Source organism: Lactobacillus sp. Sy-1 (assembly GCF_019303535.1).
In the GTDB taxonomy this organism is placed as follows: domain Bacteria; phylum Bacillota; class Bacilli; order Lactobacillales; family Lactobacillaceae; genus Nicoliella.
The window spans coordinates 675,916-693,509 of record NZ_JACCIU010000001.1 but is presented as its reverse complement, the minus strand read 5'-3'; the positions used below and the strand labels follow the sequence as shown (position 1 = coordinate 693,509).

18 protein-coding genes and 1 riboswitch are annotated in these 17,594 nt (G+C 41.4%); of the genes, 11 read left to right on the top strand and 7 right to left on the bottom strand.

What is annotated here, in order from left to right; translation table 11 throughout:
* The first annotated feature begins 273 nt into the window (after window positions 1-273).
* The 4 genes from trpX (at window position 274) to HZL42_RS02585 (ending at window position 3,556) form a co-directional block, all read left to right on the top strand.
* A complete protein-coding gene (gene trpX / locus HZL42_RS02600; protein ID WP_219054148.1) occupies window positions 274-1,272 on the top strand; it encodes a tryptophan ABC transporter substrate-binding protein in 999 nt (332 codons plus the stop codon).
* Window positions 1,269-2,168, top strand: a complete 900-nt coding sequence (locus HZL42_RS02595; RefSeq protein ID WP_219054147.1) for an ABC transporter permease — start codon at window positions 1,269-1,271, stop codon at window positions 2,166-2,168. Before trpX ends, HZL42_RS02595 begins: the two co-directional genes overlap by 4 nt.
* Window positions 2,161-2,931: an ABC transporter ATP-binding protein gene (locus tag HZL42_RS02590; RefSeq protein ID WP_219054146.1), complete on the top strand. Its 771-nt coding sequence runs from the start codon at window positions 2,161-2,163 to the stop codon at window positions 2,929-2,931. The genes HZL42_RS02595 and HZL42_RS02590 overlap by 8 nt, the downstream gene beginning before the upstream one ends.
* Window positions 2,932-3,040: 109 nt before the next feature.
* Window positions 3,041-3,556: a hypothetical protein gene (locus HZL42_RS02585; RefSeq protein ID WP_219054145.1), complete on the top strand. Its 516-nt coding sequence runs from the start codon at window positions 3,041-3,043 to the stop codon at window positions 3,554-3,556.
* Between the two features lie 47 nt (window positions 3,557-3,603).
* Here the strand turns inward: HZL42_RS02585 and HZL42_RS02580 are convergent, their stop codons facing one another.
* Together HZL42_RS02580 and HZL42_RS02575 are read right to left on the bottom strand one after the other, a co-directional pair.
* Window positions 3,604-5,130, bottom strand: a complete 1,527-nt coding sequence (locus HZL42_RS02580) for a glycosyltransferase (RefSeq protein ID WP_219054144.1) — start codon at window positions 5,128-5,130, stop codon at window positions 3,604-3,606.
* Window positions 5,131-5,147: 17 nt separating this feature from the next.
* The gene (locus HZL42_RS02575; protein ID WP_219054143.1) at window positions 5,148-6,767 is read right to left on the bottom strand and encodes a glycosyltransferase; all 1,620 of its coding nucleotides are present in this window, start codon (window positions 6,765-6,767) and stop codon (window positions 5,148-5,150) included.
* A 190-nt stretch (window positions 6,768-6,957) separates the two neighbouring features.
* On the opposite strand from HZL42_RS02575, the gene HZL42_RS02570 reads away from it, so the two are divergent.
* Window positions 6,958-7,467 carry a YbhB/YbcL family Raf kinase inhibitor-like protein gene (locus tag HZL42_RS02570; protein ID WP_219054142.1) on the top strand — a complete coding sequence of 170 codons (510 nt, stop codon included), beginning with the start codon at window positions 6,958-6,960 and terminating at the stop codon, window positions 7,465-7,467.
* A gap of 29 nt (window positions 7,468-7,496) precedes the next feature.
* Here the strand turns inward: HZL42_RS02570 and HZL42_RS02565 are convergent, their stop codons facing one another.
* The gene (locus HZL42_RS02565; protein WP_219054141.1) at window positions 7,497-7,823 is read right to left on the bottom strand and encodes a hypothetical protein; all 327 of its coding nucleotides are present in this window, start codon (window positions 7,821-7,823) and stop codon (window positions 7,497-7,499) included.
* A 115-nt stretch (window positions 7,824-7,938) separates the two neighbouring features.
* Between HZL42_RS02565 and HZL42_RS02560 the strand changes: the two genes are divergently transcribed.
* Together HZL42_RS02560 and HZL42_RS02555 are read left to right on the top strand one after the other, a co-directional pair.
* On the top strand, window positions 7,939-8,580 hold the full coding sequence (locus tag HZL42_RS02560) for an NAD(P)H-hydrate epimerase (RefSeq protein ID WP_219054140.1): 642 nt from the start codon (window positions 7,939-7,941) through the stop codon (window positions 8,578-8,580).
* A 12-nt stretch (window positions 8,581-8,592) separates the two neighbouring features.
* Window positions 8,593-10,431 carry an FAD/NAD(P)-binding protein gene (locus tag HZL42_RS02555; RefSeq protein WP_219054139.1) on the top strand — a complete coding sequence of 613 codons (1,839 nt, stop codon included), beginning with the start codon at window positions 8,593-8,595 and terminating at the stop codon, window positions 10,429-10,431.
* A gap of 38 nt (window positions 10,432-10,469) precedes the next feature.
* Here the strand turns inward: HZL42_RS02555 and HZL42_RS02550 are convergent, their stop codons facing one another.
* From HZL42_RS02550 to HZL42_RS02540, 3 genes are all read right to left on the bottom strand, one after another.
* Window positions 10,470-11,084 carry an LVIS_2131 family protein gene (locus HZL42_RS02550; RefSeq protein ID WP_219054138.1) on the bottom strand — a complete coding sequence of 205 codons (615 nt, stop codon included), beginning with the start codon at window positions 11,082-11,084 and terminating at the stop codon, window positions 10,470-10,472.
* Window positions 11,085-11,156: 72 nt separating this feature from the next.
* On the bottom strand, window positions 11,157-11,897 hold the full coding sequence (locus tag HZL42_RS02545; RefSeq protein WP_219054137.1) for an HAD hydrolase family protein: 741 nt from the start codon (window positions 11,895-11,897) through the stop codon (window positions 11,157-11,159).
* Window positions 11,898-11,976: 79 nt separating this feature from the next.
* Window positions 11,977-12,996 (bottom strand): D-alanyl-D-alanine carboxypeptidase family protein, encoded by a 1,020-nt coding sequence (locus HZL42_RS02540; RefSeq protein ID WP_219054136.1) that lies wholly within the window; start codon window positions 12,994-12,996, stop codon window positions 11,977-11,979.
* A 176-nt stretch (window positions 12,997-13,172) separates the two neighbouring features.
* Window positions 13,173-13,262: riboswitch (TPP riboswitch) on the top strand.
* Window positions 13,263-13,368: 106 nt separating this feature from the next.
* Here HZL42_RS02540 and HZL42_RS02535 point away from each other — a divergent pair.
* The 4 genes from HZL42_RS02535 (at window position 13,369) to HZL42_RS02520 (ending at window position 16,369) form a co-directional block, all read left to right on the top strand.
* The gene (locus HZL42_RS02535) at window positions 13,369-13,923 is read left to right on the top strand and encodes an ECF transporter S component (protein WP_219054135.1); all 555 of its coding nucleotides are present in this window, start codon (window positions 13,369-13,371) and stop codon (window positions 13,921-13,923) included.
* Window positions 13,924-14,018: 95 nt separating this feature from the next.
* Entirely contained in the window at window positions 14,019-15,449 is a 1,431-nt protein-coding gene (locus tag HZL42_RS02530) for an ABC transporter ATP-binding protein (protein ID WP_219054134.1), read from the top strand.
* A complete protein-coding gene (locus HZL42_RS02525; RefSeq protein ID WP_219054133.1) occupies window positions 15,446-16,093 on the top strand; it encodes an energy-coupling factor transporter transmembrane protein EcfT in 648 nt (215 codons plus the stop codon). The genes HZL42_RS02530 and HZL42_RS02525 overlap by 4 nt, the downstream gene beginning before the upstream one ends.
* Window positions 16,094-16,168: 75 nt before the next feature.
* Complete coding sequence (locus HZL42_RS02520) at window positions 16,169-16,369, top strand: LBP_cg2779 family protein (RefSeq protein WP_219054132.1); 201 nt, start codon at window positions 16,169-16,171, stop codon at window positions 16,367-16,369.
* A 33-nt stretch (window positions 16,370-16,402) separates the two neighbouring features.
* Here the strand turns inward: HZL42_RS02520 and HZL42_RS02515 are convergent, their stop codons facing one another.
* Window positions 16,403-17,593 (bottom strand): hypothetical protein, encoded by a 1,191-nt coding sequence (locus HZL42_RS02515; RefSeq protein ID WP_219054131.1) that lies wholly within the window; start codon window positions 17,591-17,593, stop codon window positions 16,403-16,405.
* Window position 17,594: the final 1 nt, after the last annotated feature.

Below are 17,594 nucleotides of genomic sequence, written 5' to 3'. Positions count from 1 at the left end.
AAGAACCAATGAATAACCATAAGTTACTTGCTATCTCAATTCGTTGGCAAAACCGGTCATAAGTCGTTATCTTTGATCAGATACGGCTTTCTTTAACATCCAAAGGCGTATCTGGACCGGCTCTTTCTTCTAAAAGGAAACAATCAGCTTGTTCGGACAATACTTAACCGGCCAAAGCTGAACCAATTAAGGCGAAATGCTTAGGACTGTCTAAGTGTTTCGCCTTTTTGTTTGCCAATTACTAGCGTTTAATTTAATTTAAGGAGATTGATTATGAAACGAATGTACGCACTAATCGCGATTCTGGTTGTATTCTTAGGGTTCGCCTTCTTTCAAGAAAAGAACGCTACTAACACCGCCAACAATTCAAAGGTCCCCACTTTAGGAATCTTACAATTAATGACCCACCCTTCTCTTGATGCTATCCATCACGGGATTATCCAGGGGCTTAAAGATAGCGGTTATCATCCTGGTAAAAACATTAAGATTGACTATCAAAATGCGCAAAATGACCAGAGTAACCTAAAGACAATGAGTACTAAGTTTGCGAACGAAAACGCCACCGCTTCAATTGGGATTACCACCCCATCTGCACAGGCATTAGCTAGTACGATTCACAATAACCCCGTTATTTTGGGGGCCATTACCGATCCAGTCGGAGCGGGATTGGTGTCAAACCTAAAGCACCCTGGTGGTCATATTACCGGGGTTTCCAATGGATCCCCCCTTCAAAAGCAATTGAACGTCATCAAGGCCTTCATGCCCAAACTAAAGACGCTTGGGATCATTTATACATCCAGCGATCCATCCTCGACTTCCCAAGCTAAGCAGTTTGCCAAGCTATGTAAAAAAGAGGGCATTAATTTAAAAACATATACGATTGCTAATTCAAACGATTTAAATCAGGTTTCTAGCCAAATGGTAACCCAGGTCCAGGCCGTATACGTGCCTAATGATAATACGATTGCCGCTGCCATGGATACCTTAGTTGCAAACGCCGATAAGGCTAACGTTCCAGTCTTCCCATCGGTTGACTTCATGGTTAAATCCGGTGGAATCGCTACTTATGGGGTTGATCAATTCCAGATGGGAGTCACAATTGGTAAGATGACTGCCAAAATTTTACGGGGTGAAAATCCTGCTACCACTCCAGTTAAGAAGTTCCAACAGGGTAAGATGATTGTTAACGTTAAACAAGCTAAGAAACTCAACATTAAGATTCCAGCCGCCATTATGAAGGAAGCTGAAACGAAGGGAGAGGTTATCAAATGAGTTTAATTGTATCTGCTATCGGGCAAGGGCTCCTCTGGGGAGTGCTTGGAATCGGATTGTTTCTAACCTTTAGAATTTTAGATTTCCCTGATATGACGGTCGAAGGAACCTTCCCTATGGGAGCAGCCATTGCTGCTGCCATGATTACCCATGGTTACTCTCCAATCGTAGCCACCCTCTGCGCATTTGTCGGAGGTGCAATCGCAGGGTTAATTACTGGACTTCTCTACACTAAGGCTAAGATTCCAGTCCTGCTGTCAGGAATTCTAGTGATGACCGCTGCTTATTCAGTTAACCTCCGCATCATGGGGGCAGCGAACCTATCGCTATTGGGTAAGGGCAACCTATTGAATGCTAAGATTTTCCAAGGCCTTCCTAACTACTTTAACAGTGTTTTTTTGGGACTGATTGTGATTACAATCGTTACCGTTGCCGTGATTTACTTCCTCCAGACCGACTTAGGACAAGCCTTCATTGCTACTGGTGATAACGAAAACATGGCACAATCACTTGGTATCAATACCGATACAATGAAGTGCCTGGGCGTAAGCGTATCGAATGGTGTAATTGCTTTAGGTGGTGCCCTCGTTGCCCAAAATAACGGGTATTCCGACGTAAATATGGGAATCGGAATTATCGTTGTTGCCCTAGCTTCAATCATTATTGGTGAAGTTGTGTTTGGTAACCTAACTATGAACCAACGGTTAGTAGCGGTTACGCTAGGTAGTATTCTCTATCGCTTCGTACTACTAATTGTGCTTCAACTCGGCTTTAATGCAAACGACTTGAACTTAATTTCATCCATTATTCTAGCACTATGCATGAGCCTGCCTGCCTTTAAGGATAAGTTCAACCTTATGCACATTTTGAAACGGGGGTTAGATCGAAATGAATAAACCACTCTTCCAACTAAAAGACGTTGTTAAAACGGTTCATCCAAACGGGGGCCAGCCTTTAAACATCCTGGACCACGTTTCAATAGATATTTACCCAGGCGACTTCATTACGATTCTAGGTTCTAATGGAGCTGGAAAATCCACCTTTTTCAACGTGATTGGTGGTAATTTACCAATTACTTCTGGTCAATTGCTGTTGAACGGTAAGGACATTACCAAAACATCTGTTGAAAAGCGGACCCAATTCCTCAGTCGGGTCTTCCAGGATCCGAAATTAGGAACAGCACCTAGAATGACAGTCGCTGAAAACCTGCTCCTCGCTGAAAAACGAGGTGAAAAACGGTTCTTAAAGCCCCGTCACCTCCGCCGCGAAATGGGTAAGTATAAACAAATCACCAGTCAGTTGCATAATCACCTTAGCGACCGTTTAGACACTCCTACGGGGAATCTATCGGGTGGTCAGCGTCAAACCCTCAGCTTTTTGATGGCAACGATCAAGCGACCTGAAATGCTTCTGTTAGATGAGCATACGGCCGCTCTTGATCCAAATACATCCAGTGAGCTAATGACGCTAACTAATCGCACGATTAAGGAACAACAGCTAACCTGCCTGATGATTACCCACCACTTAGATGACGCTTTAAAATACGGAAACCGATTGCTCGTATTGAACCAGGGGCAAATCGAAGCGGATGTGCGGGGAGCAGAAAAGCAAGCTCTCACTAAACAGGACCTCTACCATTTCTTTGATCCCACAAATTAATTAATAATCCAAAAGCCAGCCCAAATGTCAAAAATATGCATTGGGGCTGGCTTTTTGGTATAATGTTAATTAATGCTAAAGGTAGCATTAACTTTTGGAGGGATTCTATTTGAACAATCAAGATCCGCAGTCACGAGTAAAACGCTATGACTTTAATAAGGGGGCTAAACAACCCAATCCAAATCCAGACCCCAAAAACTTTAAGGTATGGCCTTGGATTCTTGGACTAGTAATCGTAATCGGCCTGCTCGTTGGTGGGATTAAACTCCTAACTTCCGGTCACAGTAGTGGCAATCAAGCCGCTCAATCATCGCTAGTTAGTTCGAGCAGTAAGGCTAGTAGCAGCAGTTCCAGTACTAAAAACAGCAGTAGCTCAAATAAAAAAGCTAACCAATCTAGCGCAACCAGTAACCATCAAAAAACCAATGCTAATCAAAATAGCAATGAACCACCTAAACAACCCGTAAACGGAAACTCATTCAGTTCTCCACGGCAGTTTAGTTCGGTTGCTGATGCCACTAGTTGGGCTAAAGCTACTCAATCCAGTTGGATTCAAGCCGGTTACAGTAACTACACAATTACATCAGATGGACAAGGTTACTACGTTCTTAACTTTGTTAAATAAAAAAATCCTGTGAATTATAAAATTCACAGGATTTTTTGTAGAATCAATTATTTATCAATTTGATCCCATTGCTTATTAACATTTTCAGAACTGAATTCCTTAGCCTTAACTAGTGAACCATTACTTAATTTCTTAAATAACTTGTTATCTAATAAAATGTCATCAATATGACTAGCAGCTTCACGAACGTTACCAGCAGGAATTAGATAACCATTAACATCATTATCAATGATATTTCTAGGACCGTAGTTAACATCGTATGCTACTTCAGCAAGACCATATTCTAGACCGTTTACTAATGACATACTCAAACCTTCACCAAATGAAGTTTGAACCATTACCTTAGCTTGGCTTAAAACAGCTTCCTTGTCCTTACCAACAAGGTAACCCTTGAAGTCAACGTTAGTTTCAAGCCCTAACTTTTTAGCTAATTCCAATAGTTCTTGACGGTATTCTTCTGATTCGAAGTAACCAACAACATCCAAGTGGATGTTTGGAACTCTGTTTTTAGCAAAACTAACGATTTGTAGTAATTGATCAATGTGTTTATCGTGGAAAATCCGACCAACATAAACAACGTTGTTGTCACGATCATCACTAAGTGATTCACGAATCTTCTCTTCTTGATCATTAAATAATGCAGTATCAAAGATTGCATAAGTCTTGATTTCTGGGAAGAGACGGCTTAAGTCGTCCCGTTGTTGTGGAGTTGAGACGATTAAACCATCGTAATCAGGTAAGTGCTTGTGGAATAAAGTTTCCAAGATTGGGTATAACTTACCCTTAGCACTACCAGCTAAGTTAGCATCAGTTGTTTGTTCATTGTGTAAGAATTGGTATCTAGCAGCCACATTCTTAACCCGTGCAACAACTTCAGTTAATGTAGGACGATCGTTAATTAATACGGTCGTCTTAGGATCAGAAATTTCATTTAAGAAGAATTCGAATAATTCATCTTCAGTGTTAAAACGACGATTGTGACCCTTGTAGTTTAATAACTTGAACATCGTTGGGTGCACTTGGCCGTTGATGTTCATATGAGTGATTTCCATCACTGCATTTCCTTTGTAATCAAATAGAATTTCGTGTCCTACTTGACCATCTGGATGAAGGTATTGGGTCTTGGAACGGAATCCGCGACCATCCCAAACATCCCGACTACTAGTGTTACCAAAACGGTCGTAGTAATCAACCGTTCCGATTTCACCAACAGTAAGTGGGAAGATGTTTACTTGTGCAACAACCTTACCCTTTTGTTCGATGTATGACTTGTTATTGTCAACCCCATCAATCTTGTATTCGTTCTTGTCAACCATGTCAGAGTAACGTAAGAAGGCATGCTTGTGGGGAACATCAGTAACGTTTTGGAAGTAATCATACATGTTTAGTACGTCATCGCTATCCAAACCGTACTTTTCAATTTCTTGATGAAGTCCTTGGTTGTAGTTACGAGTAACAATCTTTGAACTTCGCTTGTTTTCCTTAAATAATTTTTGACGATTCATTGCGGAAAATTCAGTTCCGGAATTGAATGTAAAAATGTTTTCGTTTACAAATAAAAACGTTTTAGTCATATCTATTCAGCCGCTCCTTAATCTAGTTTTTCAAGACCCTTTTCAATATCAGGGTTCCATACTGCCATCTTGTGCTTCCACTTCTTAGCAGCATCGTCTAATAATTCCTTCCATGCCTTCCAAACGTTAGTTTCTGAGTAACGCTTTGAAAGTTCATAGGCTTCATCAGACATCTTTTGTAATTGATCAGGATTGGTAAATAGGTCAGTCATGTATTGACCCATCTTCTTGTAGTCACCATAATCAACAATGTAACCATTTTCATTGTCCACAACTAATTCGTTAGGACCATAGTTAACATCGTAAGTGATACCAACATCACCTTCGGATTGAGCTTCCATCATGGCCAAGTTAAATCCTTCCATGACTGATGCTAATCCGTAGATTTGAGCGTTCTTTTGAACGATGGATACGTTGTTAACGTAACTGTGAATGTGAACGGCATCTTCCATGTGGTAGTCCTTAATGGCTTCATTAATCCGCTTCATAGCAATATCATCGTTTGAGTGGTCAATGTATCCATAAAGGTCAACTGTAACTTCCGGAACCGTCTTACGAGCAATTCCGGCAGCCCGAATCACCTTGTCCAATTGCTTTTCAGGAGCGATCCGGGCAGTGGCAATCACACTACCGAACTTACGGTCCTTCATTGGAACCCGTGGTTCATCAAAGTGCTTATCAGGAATAACCCCAACTGGAATCGTGAACATTGCGGCCTTAGGTGCAAACCGGTATTCAACGTCTTCAGTTTGTTTATGAGTAGCAGAAATGATGGCATCATATCTGTTAGCGTCAGTTAAACTGTATTCGTAGTTGTTGTTCATGATGGAAGTGTTTGGTTTTTGAGCATCCCCAGCATGTGAGTTATGAAGATGCAATACAGTGTATGCAGGTTCACGTAATTCAGGTAATAATTCTTCGTATAAGTCAGAACGGTCCATGATAAAGATGTTTGGCTTAGTCTTACGAAGGTACTTGTGGTTATTAGCATTCAAGAATTCCAAGAGTACGCCGTCAATTGTATCATATTGACGAACAGTCCCCTTTCTGTCGATGGTCTTCCAACCAGACTTGTCCATCTTACCTTGTGCGTTTAAACGGTAGTAGTCTTCAACAACTGGACGGCCGTCAACACTGTACCAAGTTTCAGTAGCAATCTTGTTATCTGGAGTATACCATTGAACCATTGACTTGAATCCACGGTAATCGTAGAAATCAACCCGGTATAAGTTAGCAAATCCATCAAAAAGTTCTACTGATTGAACCCGCTTGTCATCGGTAATGTCCTTACCAAAGCAGTTAACACGAGCAATGATTAATTTGTCCTTAAATACAATTACCCGGTTGTGTTCATCATCATTTTGGTAAGTTAAATCAGAAACCCCAAAGTCGAGATCTTCTGGTCTAACTGCCTTTTCCTTAACATCTTCAGCTTCCTGGAAGAAATCAAAAAGATTTAAGATTTCATCATCATGAATTCCCACGTTATTTAAGTGGAAATGGAGAAGTGGATTCCATTCACGGAAGACTAGCTTGTAAGCTTCCTTATTCTTACGGAAAAGAAAAGCTCTTTTTAATTGAGCATGTTCGATTCCTGAATTTTTAGCGTTAAAGCTTGAGTTCATAAAAAAGTTCATAAATTTAATTACCTACCTTATGTAACGCTTATTTTCAGTATCATTAGTACTGTCTGACTAGTATTATATAATAAAACTCTGAATTAAAACAGGGATAAATAGCATTTTATTGTTATCGTTAAGAAAGACTTTAATATTTAACATTTAAATGGGAGCGTATAATAATTAATTAAGAAAGGAGATGTCTATTATGAATATTAACGTTCCACTAACCAACGGCCACTTGGGGGATCAATATACCAAACATGCCGCCCCCGACCAAAAGATTGGTAACGTGCCATTTATTTCATTTCCAATTGAAATTAATAACGTTCCCGAAAATACTCAATCACTATCATTAGTGATGCTAGATTGGGATTCAATTCCAGTCTGTGGATTTGCGTACATTCATTGGGTCGCTTGTAACATCGACCCTAAAACAACCTTAATTCCGGAAAACGCTAGCCATAACGACTCAATCGGGTTAGTGCACGGAAATAATAGTACCGCCGGTCCGCTAGCTGGACCACTAGATCCAGTAATCAGTCAACGTTATTTGGGGCCAACCCCACCTAATTGTGACCATGATTACACCCTTACCATCTATGCCCTAGACACCAAACTTCCATTACAAGATGGATTTTGGTTAAACGAGCTGCGACATCAAATGAAGGGCCATGTAATTGAACAAGCCAGTGTTGAATTACCCGTCTTAAAGTAAAAAGGTTGGTGGAAATTCCACCAACCTTTTTACTGGGCCGCAACATCGTAGGCGACGTCCCCTAGGTGCATCAATAACTTTTCCGAATCATTCTTGAAATCGTCCACAAAGCTGGCAGCAGTTGAACGTTCTTCATGAATCACCTGATTTGATAAATCGAACACTTGAAATAAGTCCGGTTGAACTAGTCTTGCAGTATCGTAATGCCCTTCTTCAGCTTCATCTAAATACACTTGAAATAAACTTTCAACCGTTTTAGCAATGAACTGATCGGGATCCACCTGCTTGCCCTCATCTTCAAAGTCAATTAACGCGTGTTTAACTTCGCGCATGTTTTCTGGAATGTATTCGCTCATTAAATCAACCTTCCAACTTTCATTATTATTAAAATTATAACACGAGTCGCTTTATTTAATTTTTAATTTGTTTAATAATATTAATAAAGTATTAAGTGATAAAGGATGTGTAATTTTGAAAACAATTTCCGTTAGTGAGGCCAAAGCATTTGACTTATACACAATGCGTGAAGTTGGTATTCCGTCATTAGTATTGATGGAACGAGCTGCCCTCAAAAGTGTCGATAATCTAGTGCGGTTAAACTGGAATTTAAGCCGCGTATTAGTCGTTGCTGGATCTGGAAATAACGGTGGTGATGGATTAGCTATTTCCCGATTACTTCAAGTTCGGGGAGCTCAAGTAGATGTACTATTAGTGGGTGATCCTAACCATGCAACAATTGAAAGAACCCAACAGCTCGAGTTTGCCAAGCACTACGGCGTAAACATTATTCAAGGTGGCATTTCTGATTGGGACTCATACACGGTCATCATCGATGCCATTTTTGGAATTGGTCTTTCCCGGTTCGTAACTGGTAACTACCAGCAAATCATTAAAAGCATTAATGGTAGTAACGCAAAGATATTATCAATCGACGTGCCATCGGGACTAAACGCCGAGAGTGGGACGGAAATGGGGATTGCTGTCCATGCCAATGCGACCGCAACCTTTGCATATGCTAAGATTGGAATGAGTTCAACTACCGGTCAAGCATTCTGCGGTCAATTATTCATCGATGATATCGGCGTATACGATCCTAAGGCCATTAAAAATTAGGAGGCATTATTTATGAAAGTTGGAATTATTGGTGGTGGACCACGGGGGTTGATCACCCTCTCCCATCTAGTTCATAACTTTAATCAAAGCAATCAAGATTCATTATCAATTCACTTATTTGATCCGTTTTTACCTGGCGGTCAGGTATGGCGAACTGATCAATCCACCAATTTAATCATGAACACAATCGCGGTAGATCTTTCATTAACCGCCGGAACTAAACTGGCGGACTTGAATCTCTACCAGTGGTCTCAGACACAGGCTCCAGATTTTATCAAAACACACCACTATCCAGCAAAGTTCATTGAGCTTGCTAAGGCACTAACCCCCAATAGCTACTCACCACGAGTGTTACTAGGGGTTTATGCCCAGTGGTTCTATCAACAAATAAGGGAGACCCTTCCCGCTAACGTAACCGTTGAATACCACCAAGTGGCGGTTAAAAAAGTTACCGCTACCAAGCCGGGGTGGAAAATCACTTCAAATAATGGAACCATCCCGGTTGATCAAATCGTAATGACGATTAACACTAGCGTTAATCAACTGACGCAAACCGAACAGTCATTAGCCGATTATGCTGAGCAAAACGGACTTTATTACCAGGCGCCTGCTTACCCTGGAGATGTAAAAAGTAACTCAATCAGTGAAGAACAAACCGTTATCATTCGGGGACTTGGGATGAGTTTCTTTGATGAGCTAGTTAAACTCACAATTGACCGCGGTGGTAAGTTTAGTTCGAATCCAGACGGCAGTCTCACCTACCATCCTTCCGGAAATGAACCGCACATCTACGCTGGTTCGAGACGGGGAGTCACCTATTATCCAAAGGCCGTGGTTGGTAATAACGATGACTATCAATTTACCGCCCACTTTGTTACAAGGGCTAAAATTAATCAGGCGAAGATCAATGGAAAGTTACCAGTTGCCACGTTTAGCCGGTTAATGCGCCATGAAATTGAGCTAGTGTACTACCAATTAACTTTAAAGCGCAGTTACCCAACGGTCGACATTACTGAATTTACAAACCAATTCGTTTCAAATCCGGAGGCAGCCATTCAAGCGGGACCGTTCAAACCTGCTGACATTCTACGGTGGGAATTTCTATTGAATCCGGTTGCAGGAACGCCAATTACCACCACTGCTGATTATCAGCAGACGTTGATCAACTGGTTACGTGCTACCGCTGCCGACGCTGAAGCTGGCCTAGGGGTGGGACCACTATCATCTGCATTGACCGTCTATAAGGAAGTGCGGAAAACGCTTCGTGAAACGATTGAAGAGGATGACTTCGCAGAATCTGACTATCTAAGCCAGTTCTTGACCACCTTTAAATCCAATAGTCAATTACTGTCGAATGGAGCTCCAGCCCTACGGTTCAGACAGCTTATTGCCCTCATGAACACTGGAATCGTTACCATCTTGGGCCCCGGGATGAACGTAATTGGTGCAAACAAGCACTTCGTCGCCCTTTCAAAGTATTATCCAAAGGAACCGGTAGTTGCCGACGCCCTAATTGAAGCGCGCATTCCACGACTAAACTTCGCCACTACCAAGAGTGAATTAATTAACGGGATGCTCAAAAATCACATTATTGAGCCGGCTGCTTTTAAGGATGCTAATGATAAATCGGTACCAATCAACGCCATTAATATTGACCCTGATACTGATCAAGCCATTTCGGGGGCCAACCAGATAACTCCTGGTCTATTCGTTTTCGGTACGTTAACAGAAGGAATTCGCTGGTTAACGACCGTCTTTCCAATGAATGGGGACGATGATAACCACCATACCGCTGAACAAATCAGTCACCAAATTTTAAAACTATCCGAGCAATCAGATGAATTAATGTAAAAAAACAGTGCCGAAATTCGGCACTGTTTTTTAATCCCTTAATGGTAGTAAATAAACGACTGGTTAGGAACCCTAATTAACACGTAGTAACTAGCTTGCCGTCCCACTTTTAATCCTAATCCATTAAGAACAGAAGGCTTATACTTAGCTGAGATTGTTTCAACCCACGCTTTTTGATATTTATGATCTAACTGTTTCATTCGATTAACATCCGAATGATAAGTAGCAATTGGCAACGAAACGTTGACGCCACTACTTATAATCATTGAACTGCCACTCGCAATTCGGTAGTGCTTCCCCCTAGTCAAGTAGGTATAGTACTGCCTAGTCGGTTGGCGCTTATCATTATAGACGTTAACATAGTATGACTTGCGTCCGTTTGTATCCAAAGCAATTGGTCGATAGCTCCTGACTACCGAAACGTTACTTGTAGACTTATCGTTAAGCAGGGTAACCGTTACCATTAGAATGATGGCAACCGCTAATCCAAGTCCCTGAAATATTGAGATTATTAAATTCTGTTTTGCTAATTTGTTATCCTGTTGACGCATTGCCTGTCGTTTACGGTTTCTGATTGCAAAAATCAGGTAGATTAAATAACCCCCGATGATTGCCCACACAGAAAGGCCAATCAGATTCCAGGCTGATATCATATGCAAACTCCTTTAAAATAATATTACTGACCACCGTACTATTGTACCTGGTTAGTAGGGAGATAACAAATTCTAGTCGTCTGCAATGATTTTATCAATGGCTGCGTAGCCATCTTGATCATCCGGAGTGCCCATCACACTAGCAATCGGGTCATCTTCCGCAGGTGCATTAATTACAGTTACGGAATCTAGTGGCGTATCTAAATCATCAGTTAGGTTATTAATCGCGGTTTGGTATGAAGCATCAAACGCCGTAATCCAGATATCAGGCCCACTCGCATGGGCCACTAACTTACCATTAAAGTTACTGTTAAACGTTTGGACCCGATTTTGTAAGTCCGTCGAATCAAAATGAAGCCGAATTTGATAAACTAAATCGGATACTAATGACAGCGAGTGCATTTTATAAAGCGAGGGGTAACTTGCTTGAAAAGCCTTGAAGGCATCACTGTCTTCGCTAGCATCGGTATAAGCATTCATTTTCCCTGATAACACGATGTAGGCCGTGTTAAAGTCACGCTCACCCTGAAGCCACTTTAGGGCCGCATTCCAAATATCATAGTCAATCGCCGTTTCATCACGGACAACCCGATTGATGACTGTTTCAGCACCACCCTCACAGATTAGATTCAGCGAAGTTGGCCCACCCCTAAAGATTTGAATCAACTTAGCATATGGTAATTCGGTCATAAACCCTAATTGGGTATCCTGCTTTGCTAATGCAGCGGCCTGGTTAGTTAATCGTGCGTTATCAACGCGGCCGTCGTCAGCTAAAAAACCTTGGTTTAAGTTCGCCATAATTAGCTTAGTCATGCAAATTCCTCCCGAAAATAAAAAACTCACGATTAAATCGTGAGTTTCCTTTAATATTAGCTATTATATCATTTTTAAATTACTGGTTAAACACCGATGAATTCTTATAGATGTATCTCATCAGATCCCGTTGATCACTGAATTCGTATGGATCGTTAATGGTAACCGTAATCAACCGGTGCTTGCCAACCAATTGGCCAGTTCCAACAAAGCAGAGTCCAGCTGCTGGAGTGTAACCGGTCTTTAAACCGTCTACGCGCAGGCTAGCATCGTAAAATGCCCGCCCCTTCAATAAATTATTGTAGTTATAGAGGTTTTGCCCATCCACCTTAGCAGTCCGCTTTTTAGCGTCGTTGACAACTTGGGGGTAGTAGGTCAACATGTGTTGGGCAATCACAGCTAACGCCTTTGCGCTTACCATATTTCCAGCAGTTGCACCCCCGGAATACTTGTAACCGTAGCTAACTAAATCGTTATTTTCCAGTCCGGAAGGTGAATTAAAGGTTGCGGAAATTCCCCATGCCTTTGCCTGTTTATTCATCATGTCAATGAATTTACCGTTTGAACCAGCTACCCATTGGCCTAACGCAATTGCAGCATTATTAGATGACTGAATTAACGCTGCTTGATAAAGCTGTCTAACCGTGTACTTATGCCCGGCAATAAACTTAAAGCCCCCACCAATGTTATTATTGTAACTCATTGAACGCAATCCAGCATTAGAAGTATCCACTACCTGGTTCCAACCGTTTGTTTCCTGGGCTTTTCTAACTACTAGGTAGAGTGTCATTAACTTGGCAGTCGATGCCACCTTCATTTTTTGATTGATGTTTTTAGCGTAGATTATCTGGCCGTTATTAGCGTCAATCGCAATCGCAGCCGCTGCGTTCTTCATCTTATAGTTACCAGGAACAATGTTATTCGTGGTAATTCCAGAAGCACCATCATCATAATTATAATTGTAGTTATAAGCGGCACTTACATTAACTGTTTTTGTTGAAAGGACATCAAACATTGGACTAATTGTCGATGCTGATGTAATTCCAACAACAGCAGTTAAAACAATTGCAAGCTTTCTGAATTTCTTTTTGAACCTCATTTTATCAACCCTTCTTTGTCACAATAATTCCTTTAAATAATAATTTAACACCTTATCAATTTATTAACAATTGATTCAATGAAAATGTAAAATAAGTGTTACTTAAGCTTTAGATTTGTAATATTTGAACTTGCAATTAATTTTAGATTACGTTAAACTAATCAAGTTAATTAAATAGTTAATGTTTGGGGTGCCGCAAGGCTGAGATAATACCCATTGAACCTGATCCAGTTAGCACTGGTGGAGGGAAACTGACGTGCTTTATCAATGGTGTACATATCCGAAGGGGATCCCAATTTTTGGGGTCCCCTTTTTCCGTGCTATTTAGTTAATCAATAACTAGTCTAATTTATTCGAAGGGAAGGATTTTCCATGTCCAAAAGATGGAGTCTTAGAAACATTATTTTAATTGCTTTAATTGCAATTGTCTGTGGAGTTATTTTCTGGTTGACCAGTTTTATCTACAACGCCCTTACGTTAATTCTAACCCCAATTGGGTTAGCACCAGCTGCCAATGACATTTCACTCGGGCTATGGATCGTTGCTGGACCCCTCGCTGGAGCAATTTTCAAGATGCCCGGGGTTGCCATTTTTTCAGAAGTTGCTGGGGCCGTCGTTGAAATGTTTCTCGGTGACCAATGGGGAGTCATGAACGTTGTTTCCGGTTTAATTCAAGGGGCCGGAGCAGAACTTGGTTTCGCAGTAACCGGATACAAGAAATACGGTCACTTCCAACTACTAATGGGGGCCATCTTCACCACCCTAATCACATTCACTTGGGACTGGTTCAAAAACGGTTACAGTTCATACGGAGCTGGTTTACTAATCTTCTTGTTCATTGTTCGTTTCATTTCCGTTTGGATCTTCAGTGACCCAATTCCAATGGCCATCAACAAGTTACTTAAGCGCAGTCGGGCAATTGCATAATCGCTAGTAACTAAGCTACAATTAAAAATAATTCAAAGCACTTATAAAGCCATGCTTGTAAGTGCTTTATTTGTAAATTATCAGGAGGAATTACTATGACCACCGTTTCCGTTAGTCATTTTACATTTACCTACCAGCACCGTGATCAGCCGGTCTTAAAAGACGTTAACCTCACGTTTCCGGACGGTAAGATCAGCATCATTGCCGGCCCATCTGGAACCGGTAAATCAACGCTGCTAAAGTCAATTGCTGGATTGTACCCGGAGTTTGCTAACGGCGATTATACCGGCGCAATCACAATTGGGAACCAAAACATTAAGCAGATTCCCGCCACTGACTTCAGTGGACTAATCTCAATGATGTTCCAAAATCCCAACCAACAGTTCACCATGACCAACGTCTATGACGAAATCCAATTTGCTTTGGAAAATCGCCAACTAGACCCGGCCATCATTCCAGAACGAATTGACGATGCGTTAAAGTTCGTTAACATTACCAAGTTAAAACACCGTGACCTAGCCGCCCTTTCCGGTGGCGAAAAGCAAAAGGTCGCCCTGGCGATCATCATCGCAATGGATTCTGACATTATCCTCTTGGACGAACCATTCGCCAGTCTTGACCGCCAATCCAGAGCCGATTTGCTCCACCAATTGACCAGGTTGCGAGATCAAAAGCAAAAGACCATCATCTTAGTTGACCATGATCTTTCTGGTTATGAAAAAGTGGTGGATACGTTTTTCTACCTGGCCCCGGGACAATATCAAATCAAACAGTTAACCCCTAAGGAAGTGGCTGCATTGTTAGTTCCGTTTGATAACGCCGAACTTAAGGCCGTTAGCTTCCCCCTACCAAACGCAGGTGACGCTGCTGACTTAGTGTTAGACCACTGTGAACTTAAGCAAAATGACACAACGCTGTTAACCGCGAACCAATTTAAGTTCTTGAACAACAAGGTAACCCTGATCACTGGTGAGAATGGGATCGGTAAATCAACGCTGTTCAAGGCCCTCACCCGCCTGTTCAAATACCAGGGAGTGATTACCTATCAGCAAAAAGACATTCAAAAAATCAAGAAGAAAAAGTACCTGTCCCACGTCGCACTGGTGTTTCAAGATGCCGAAATGCAATTTGTTAATATCACCGTAGAAGAAGAACTGGCCCTTTCGATGCAAAATGCCGTTCACAATCACTATTCTAAGGATGAAATTAATGCAATGCTAAAGGCCCTTCAAATTGATGGACGGGAAAAGCAGGTTGTCTACACCTTAAGTGAGGGGCAAAAGAAAAAGCTCCAAATCATTGAAATGTTAATCATGGGGACTGATATTTTATTAATGGATGAACCCTTTAAGGGATTGGACATTAATTCGTTAGCGACGGTAGTTGAAATGCTTCGGACTGCTAGCCAGAAATTTGGACAAACCATCATCATCATTAGCCACCAACTCAGTGGGTTAGAAACCCTATTTGACTACCACATTCAATTCAAAAATCGCCAATTAGCTTATAAGGAGCAATTACTATGAACGCTGCAATTAAATTATTCATGGTCATCGTAATTGGAGTGGAAATTTCCTTTATCCAAAGCGTCCCGTTAAACCTGTGCATCTTAGCCGTTAGCTGCTGCTATCTGCTCATTAAGCGGGTTAGCATCAAATCACTCCTATACCTGATTATTTATCCCATCATCCCCGCTACTGGGCTGCTAGTCTCACAGCTATTTTATGGAATCCAGGGGCCAATCATTGGCTGGGTCCTATTCACCCGGTTGTTCGCCTACGTTTGGCTAGGGGCAACCTTTACGATGACAACCAACATCAAGGACCTTGCGTTTACACTCGAACAAAACTTTCGGCTACCGTCCAAGTTTGCCTACGGGGTGTTAACCGCGTTTAACCTGGTCCCTAGGATCATCACAGAAGTCCAAACGATTCGCCACGCCAGTTTAATGCGGGGGGTTACCATGCAACTGTGGTCCCCAAAACTTTATTTTAAGGCGATTCTAGCGGCGATTAACTGGTCTAGTGACCTCTCTCAAGCAATGATTTCCCATGGGTTCGTTGAAGATGCACCCAGAACCCATGTTGAAAAAACCACCATCCGTTGGAGTGATTTTGCCATCTTTGCCTTTTGGTTAATCCTGGTTCAAGTGCCCATCTTTGTTTTTTAAACCAATCCTTGAACCTTTTAGTTAATTATTTGTTATAATGGAATTAGATTAATAAATCATCTCAGGAGGCTTACTATGACTAACGGAATTAGTACTATTTCAAAGGAAATTATTGATTTCCAAAAGCGGACTGCATGGCCTGATACTCAATTAGCTTTCAACCTACACATTAGTGTTGAAAGACTTCATGATATCAAATCAATGGAAAAGCAACCCACTAACGAAGAAAAAGAATTAATTGAAAACTTCATTGAAAACAACCAAAATAACTTCTAAATTAAAAAGACTAGCCGCAGGGCTAGTCTTTTTTTATATTTCACGTTGATTTTTTAAACCGTCATCAGTTAAAAATGCCTCGAGGTAGTCAAATGCTAATTCACCAATTTGACTAAGCGGCATTGCGACCGGCTTCTCAAGGCCCTCCCTAGTATCATCAACTTCTTGGAAGTGCACCTGCTTGGTAATCGGGGTAATGTCTAGCGGATAGCCTAACAGCCCCATCGACTTAGGTGCAGCAACTCGCACCAAGCGGTTCAGATTAATTGCCTGTTCCAGGAGCGTAGCCAACGGATCGGATTTCATATCGAATACCCGTTCATCGTTTAAAACTGGCTCAAGGAACGTATCCGCCGCCTTGTTTTCACTGGTAAACTGATTAATTAACCGAAGGTAGTCTGAATCCGTGTATATGTGGGTCACCATCGATGTCCGTAGTAACACGTACCCACCGAACTGCCCACTCATGGTTACCAGATTAAAGATTACGAACTCTTCGTTGTAATTTACCACGTAACCAATGTAATAGTAACCATTATCAGCAGCCGATTCAATTTCGAACAGTTGGTGTTTAGCCCGGGAGTGTTCAAAAATAGTTGGAATTTGGGGCGCATCGCCATGAACTTCAACCGTCTCAATCGAAGGGCCGAACAACAACTCCTTATTCTTGGTCAACATCGTGAGCTCCTTCCCCAAAAATTCAATCGTCATAATTGCGGATAGGTCTAACGTATGCTTAGTGTGATCGCTAAAGTTAGTCTTATTAACGACCGTAATTTCGACCTTTTCAGCATCCACACTATCAATTAAACCCTTATAAGTATTATCGATTCCCTCTGGGTTATCGATTGTGATCATCACAATTTGGCCATCCACGTATGAGCGACCTAGAATTTCTAACCGGAGACTGGCTAACTTATCCAATGGCATTAACTTATTTTCCGCAATTTCTTTAAAGTGGTAGTCCTTAGCTAGCTGAATTCGCCGTTTCATGTGGCGGAGATCAGCACTATTATCCACTTCAACATCATAGACCATTGATAGATCTAGGTAGACCATCCCATCAGGCATTCCCCATTCATCATAGGTCCGCATGACTAATTCTTCACTATCTTCATCTAGTAGGTATACATATCCCGTAAAAAAGATCTCATCTAAACGATAAACGTTTACAATTGCGTTTTTATTATATGCAGCCTTTAAATTACTTAAAACAATTCCCATT

What these genes read in the sequence shown, in the direction of transcription:
- trpX (WP_219054148.1), top strand. Translation starts at nt 274, where the DNA reads ATGAAACGAATGTACGCACTAATCGCGATTCTGGTTGTATTCTTAGGG.
- HZL42_RS02595 (WP_219054147.1), top strand. Translation starts at nt 1,269, where the DNA reads ATGAGTTTAATTGTATCTGCTATCGGGCAAGGGCTCCTCTGGGGAGTG.
- HZL42_RS02590 (WP_219054146.1), top strand. Translation starts at nt 2,161, where the DNA reads ATGAATAAACCACTCTTCCAACTAAAAGACGTTGTTAAAACGGTTCAT.
- HZL42_RS02580 (WP_219054144.1), bottom strand. Translation starts at nt 5,130, where the DNA reads ATGACTAAAACGTTTTTATTTGTAAACGAAAACATTTTTACATTCAAT.
- HZL42_RS02575 (WP_219054143.1), bottom strand. Translation starts at nt 6,767, where the DNA reads ATGAACTTTTTTATGAACTCAAGCTTTAACGCTAAAAATTCAGGAATC.
- HZL42_RS02570 (WP_219054142.1), top strand. Translation starts at nt 6,958, where the DNA reads ATGAATATTAACGTTCCACTAACCAACGGCCACTTGGGGGATCAATAT.
- HZL42_RS02565 (WP_219054141.1), bottom strand. Translation starts at nt 7,823, where the DNA reads ATGAGCGAATACATTCCAGAAAACATGCGCGAAGTTAAACACGCGTTA.
- HZL42_RS02555 (WP_219054139.1), top strand. Translation starts at nt 8,593, where the DNA reads ATGAAAGTTGGAATTATTGGTGGTGGACCACGGGGGTTGATCACCCTC.
- HZL42_RS02550 (WP_219054138.1), bottom strand. Translation starts at nt 11,084, where the DNA reads ATGATATCAGCCTGGAATCTGATTGGCCTTTCTGTGTGGGCAATCATC.
- HZL42_RS02545 (WP_219054137.1), bottom strand. Translation starts at nt 11,897, where the DNA reads ATGACTAAGCTAATTATGGCGAACTTAAACCAAGGTTTTTTAGCTGAC.
- HZL42_RS02540 (WP_219054136.1), bottom strand. Translation starts at nt 12,996, where the DNA reads ATGAGGTTCAAAAAGAAATTCAGAAAGCTTGCAATTGTTTTAACTGCT.
- HZL42_RS02535 (WP_219054135.1), top strand. Translation starts at nt 13,369, where the DNA reads ATGTCCAAAAGATGGAGTCTTAGAAACATTATTTTAATTGCTTTAATT.
- HZL42_RS02530 (WP_219054134.1), top strand. Translation starts at nt 14,019, where the DNA reads ATGACCACCGTTTCCGTTAGTCATTTTACATTTACCTACCAGCACCGT.
- HZL42_RS02525 (WP_219054133.1), top strand. Translation starts at nt 15,446, where the DNA reads ATGAACGCTGCAATTAAATTATTCATGGTCATCGTAATTGGAGTGGAA.
- HZL42_RS02520 (WP_219054132.1), top strand. Translation starts at nt 16,169, where the DNA reads ATGACTAACGGAATTAGTACTATTTCAAAGGAAATTATTGATTTCCAA.
- HZL42_RS02515 (WP_219054131.1), bottom strand. Translation starts at nt 17,593, where the DNA reads ATGGGAATTGTTTTAAGTAATTTAAAGGCTGCATATAATAAAAACGCA.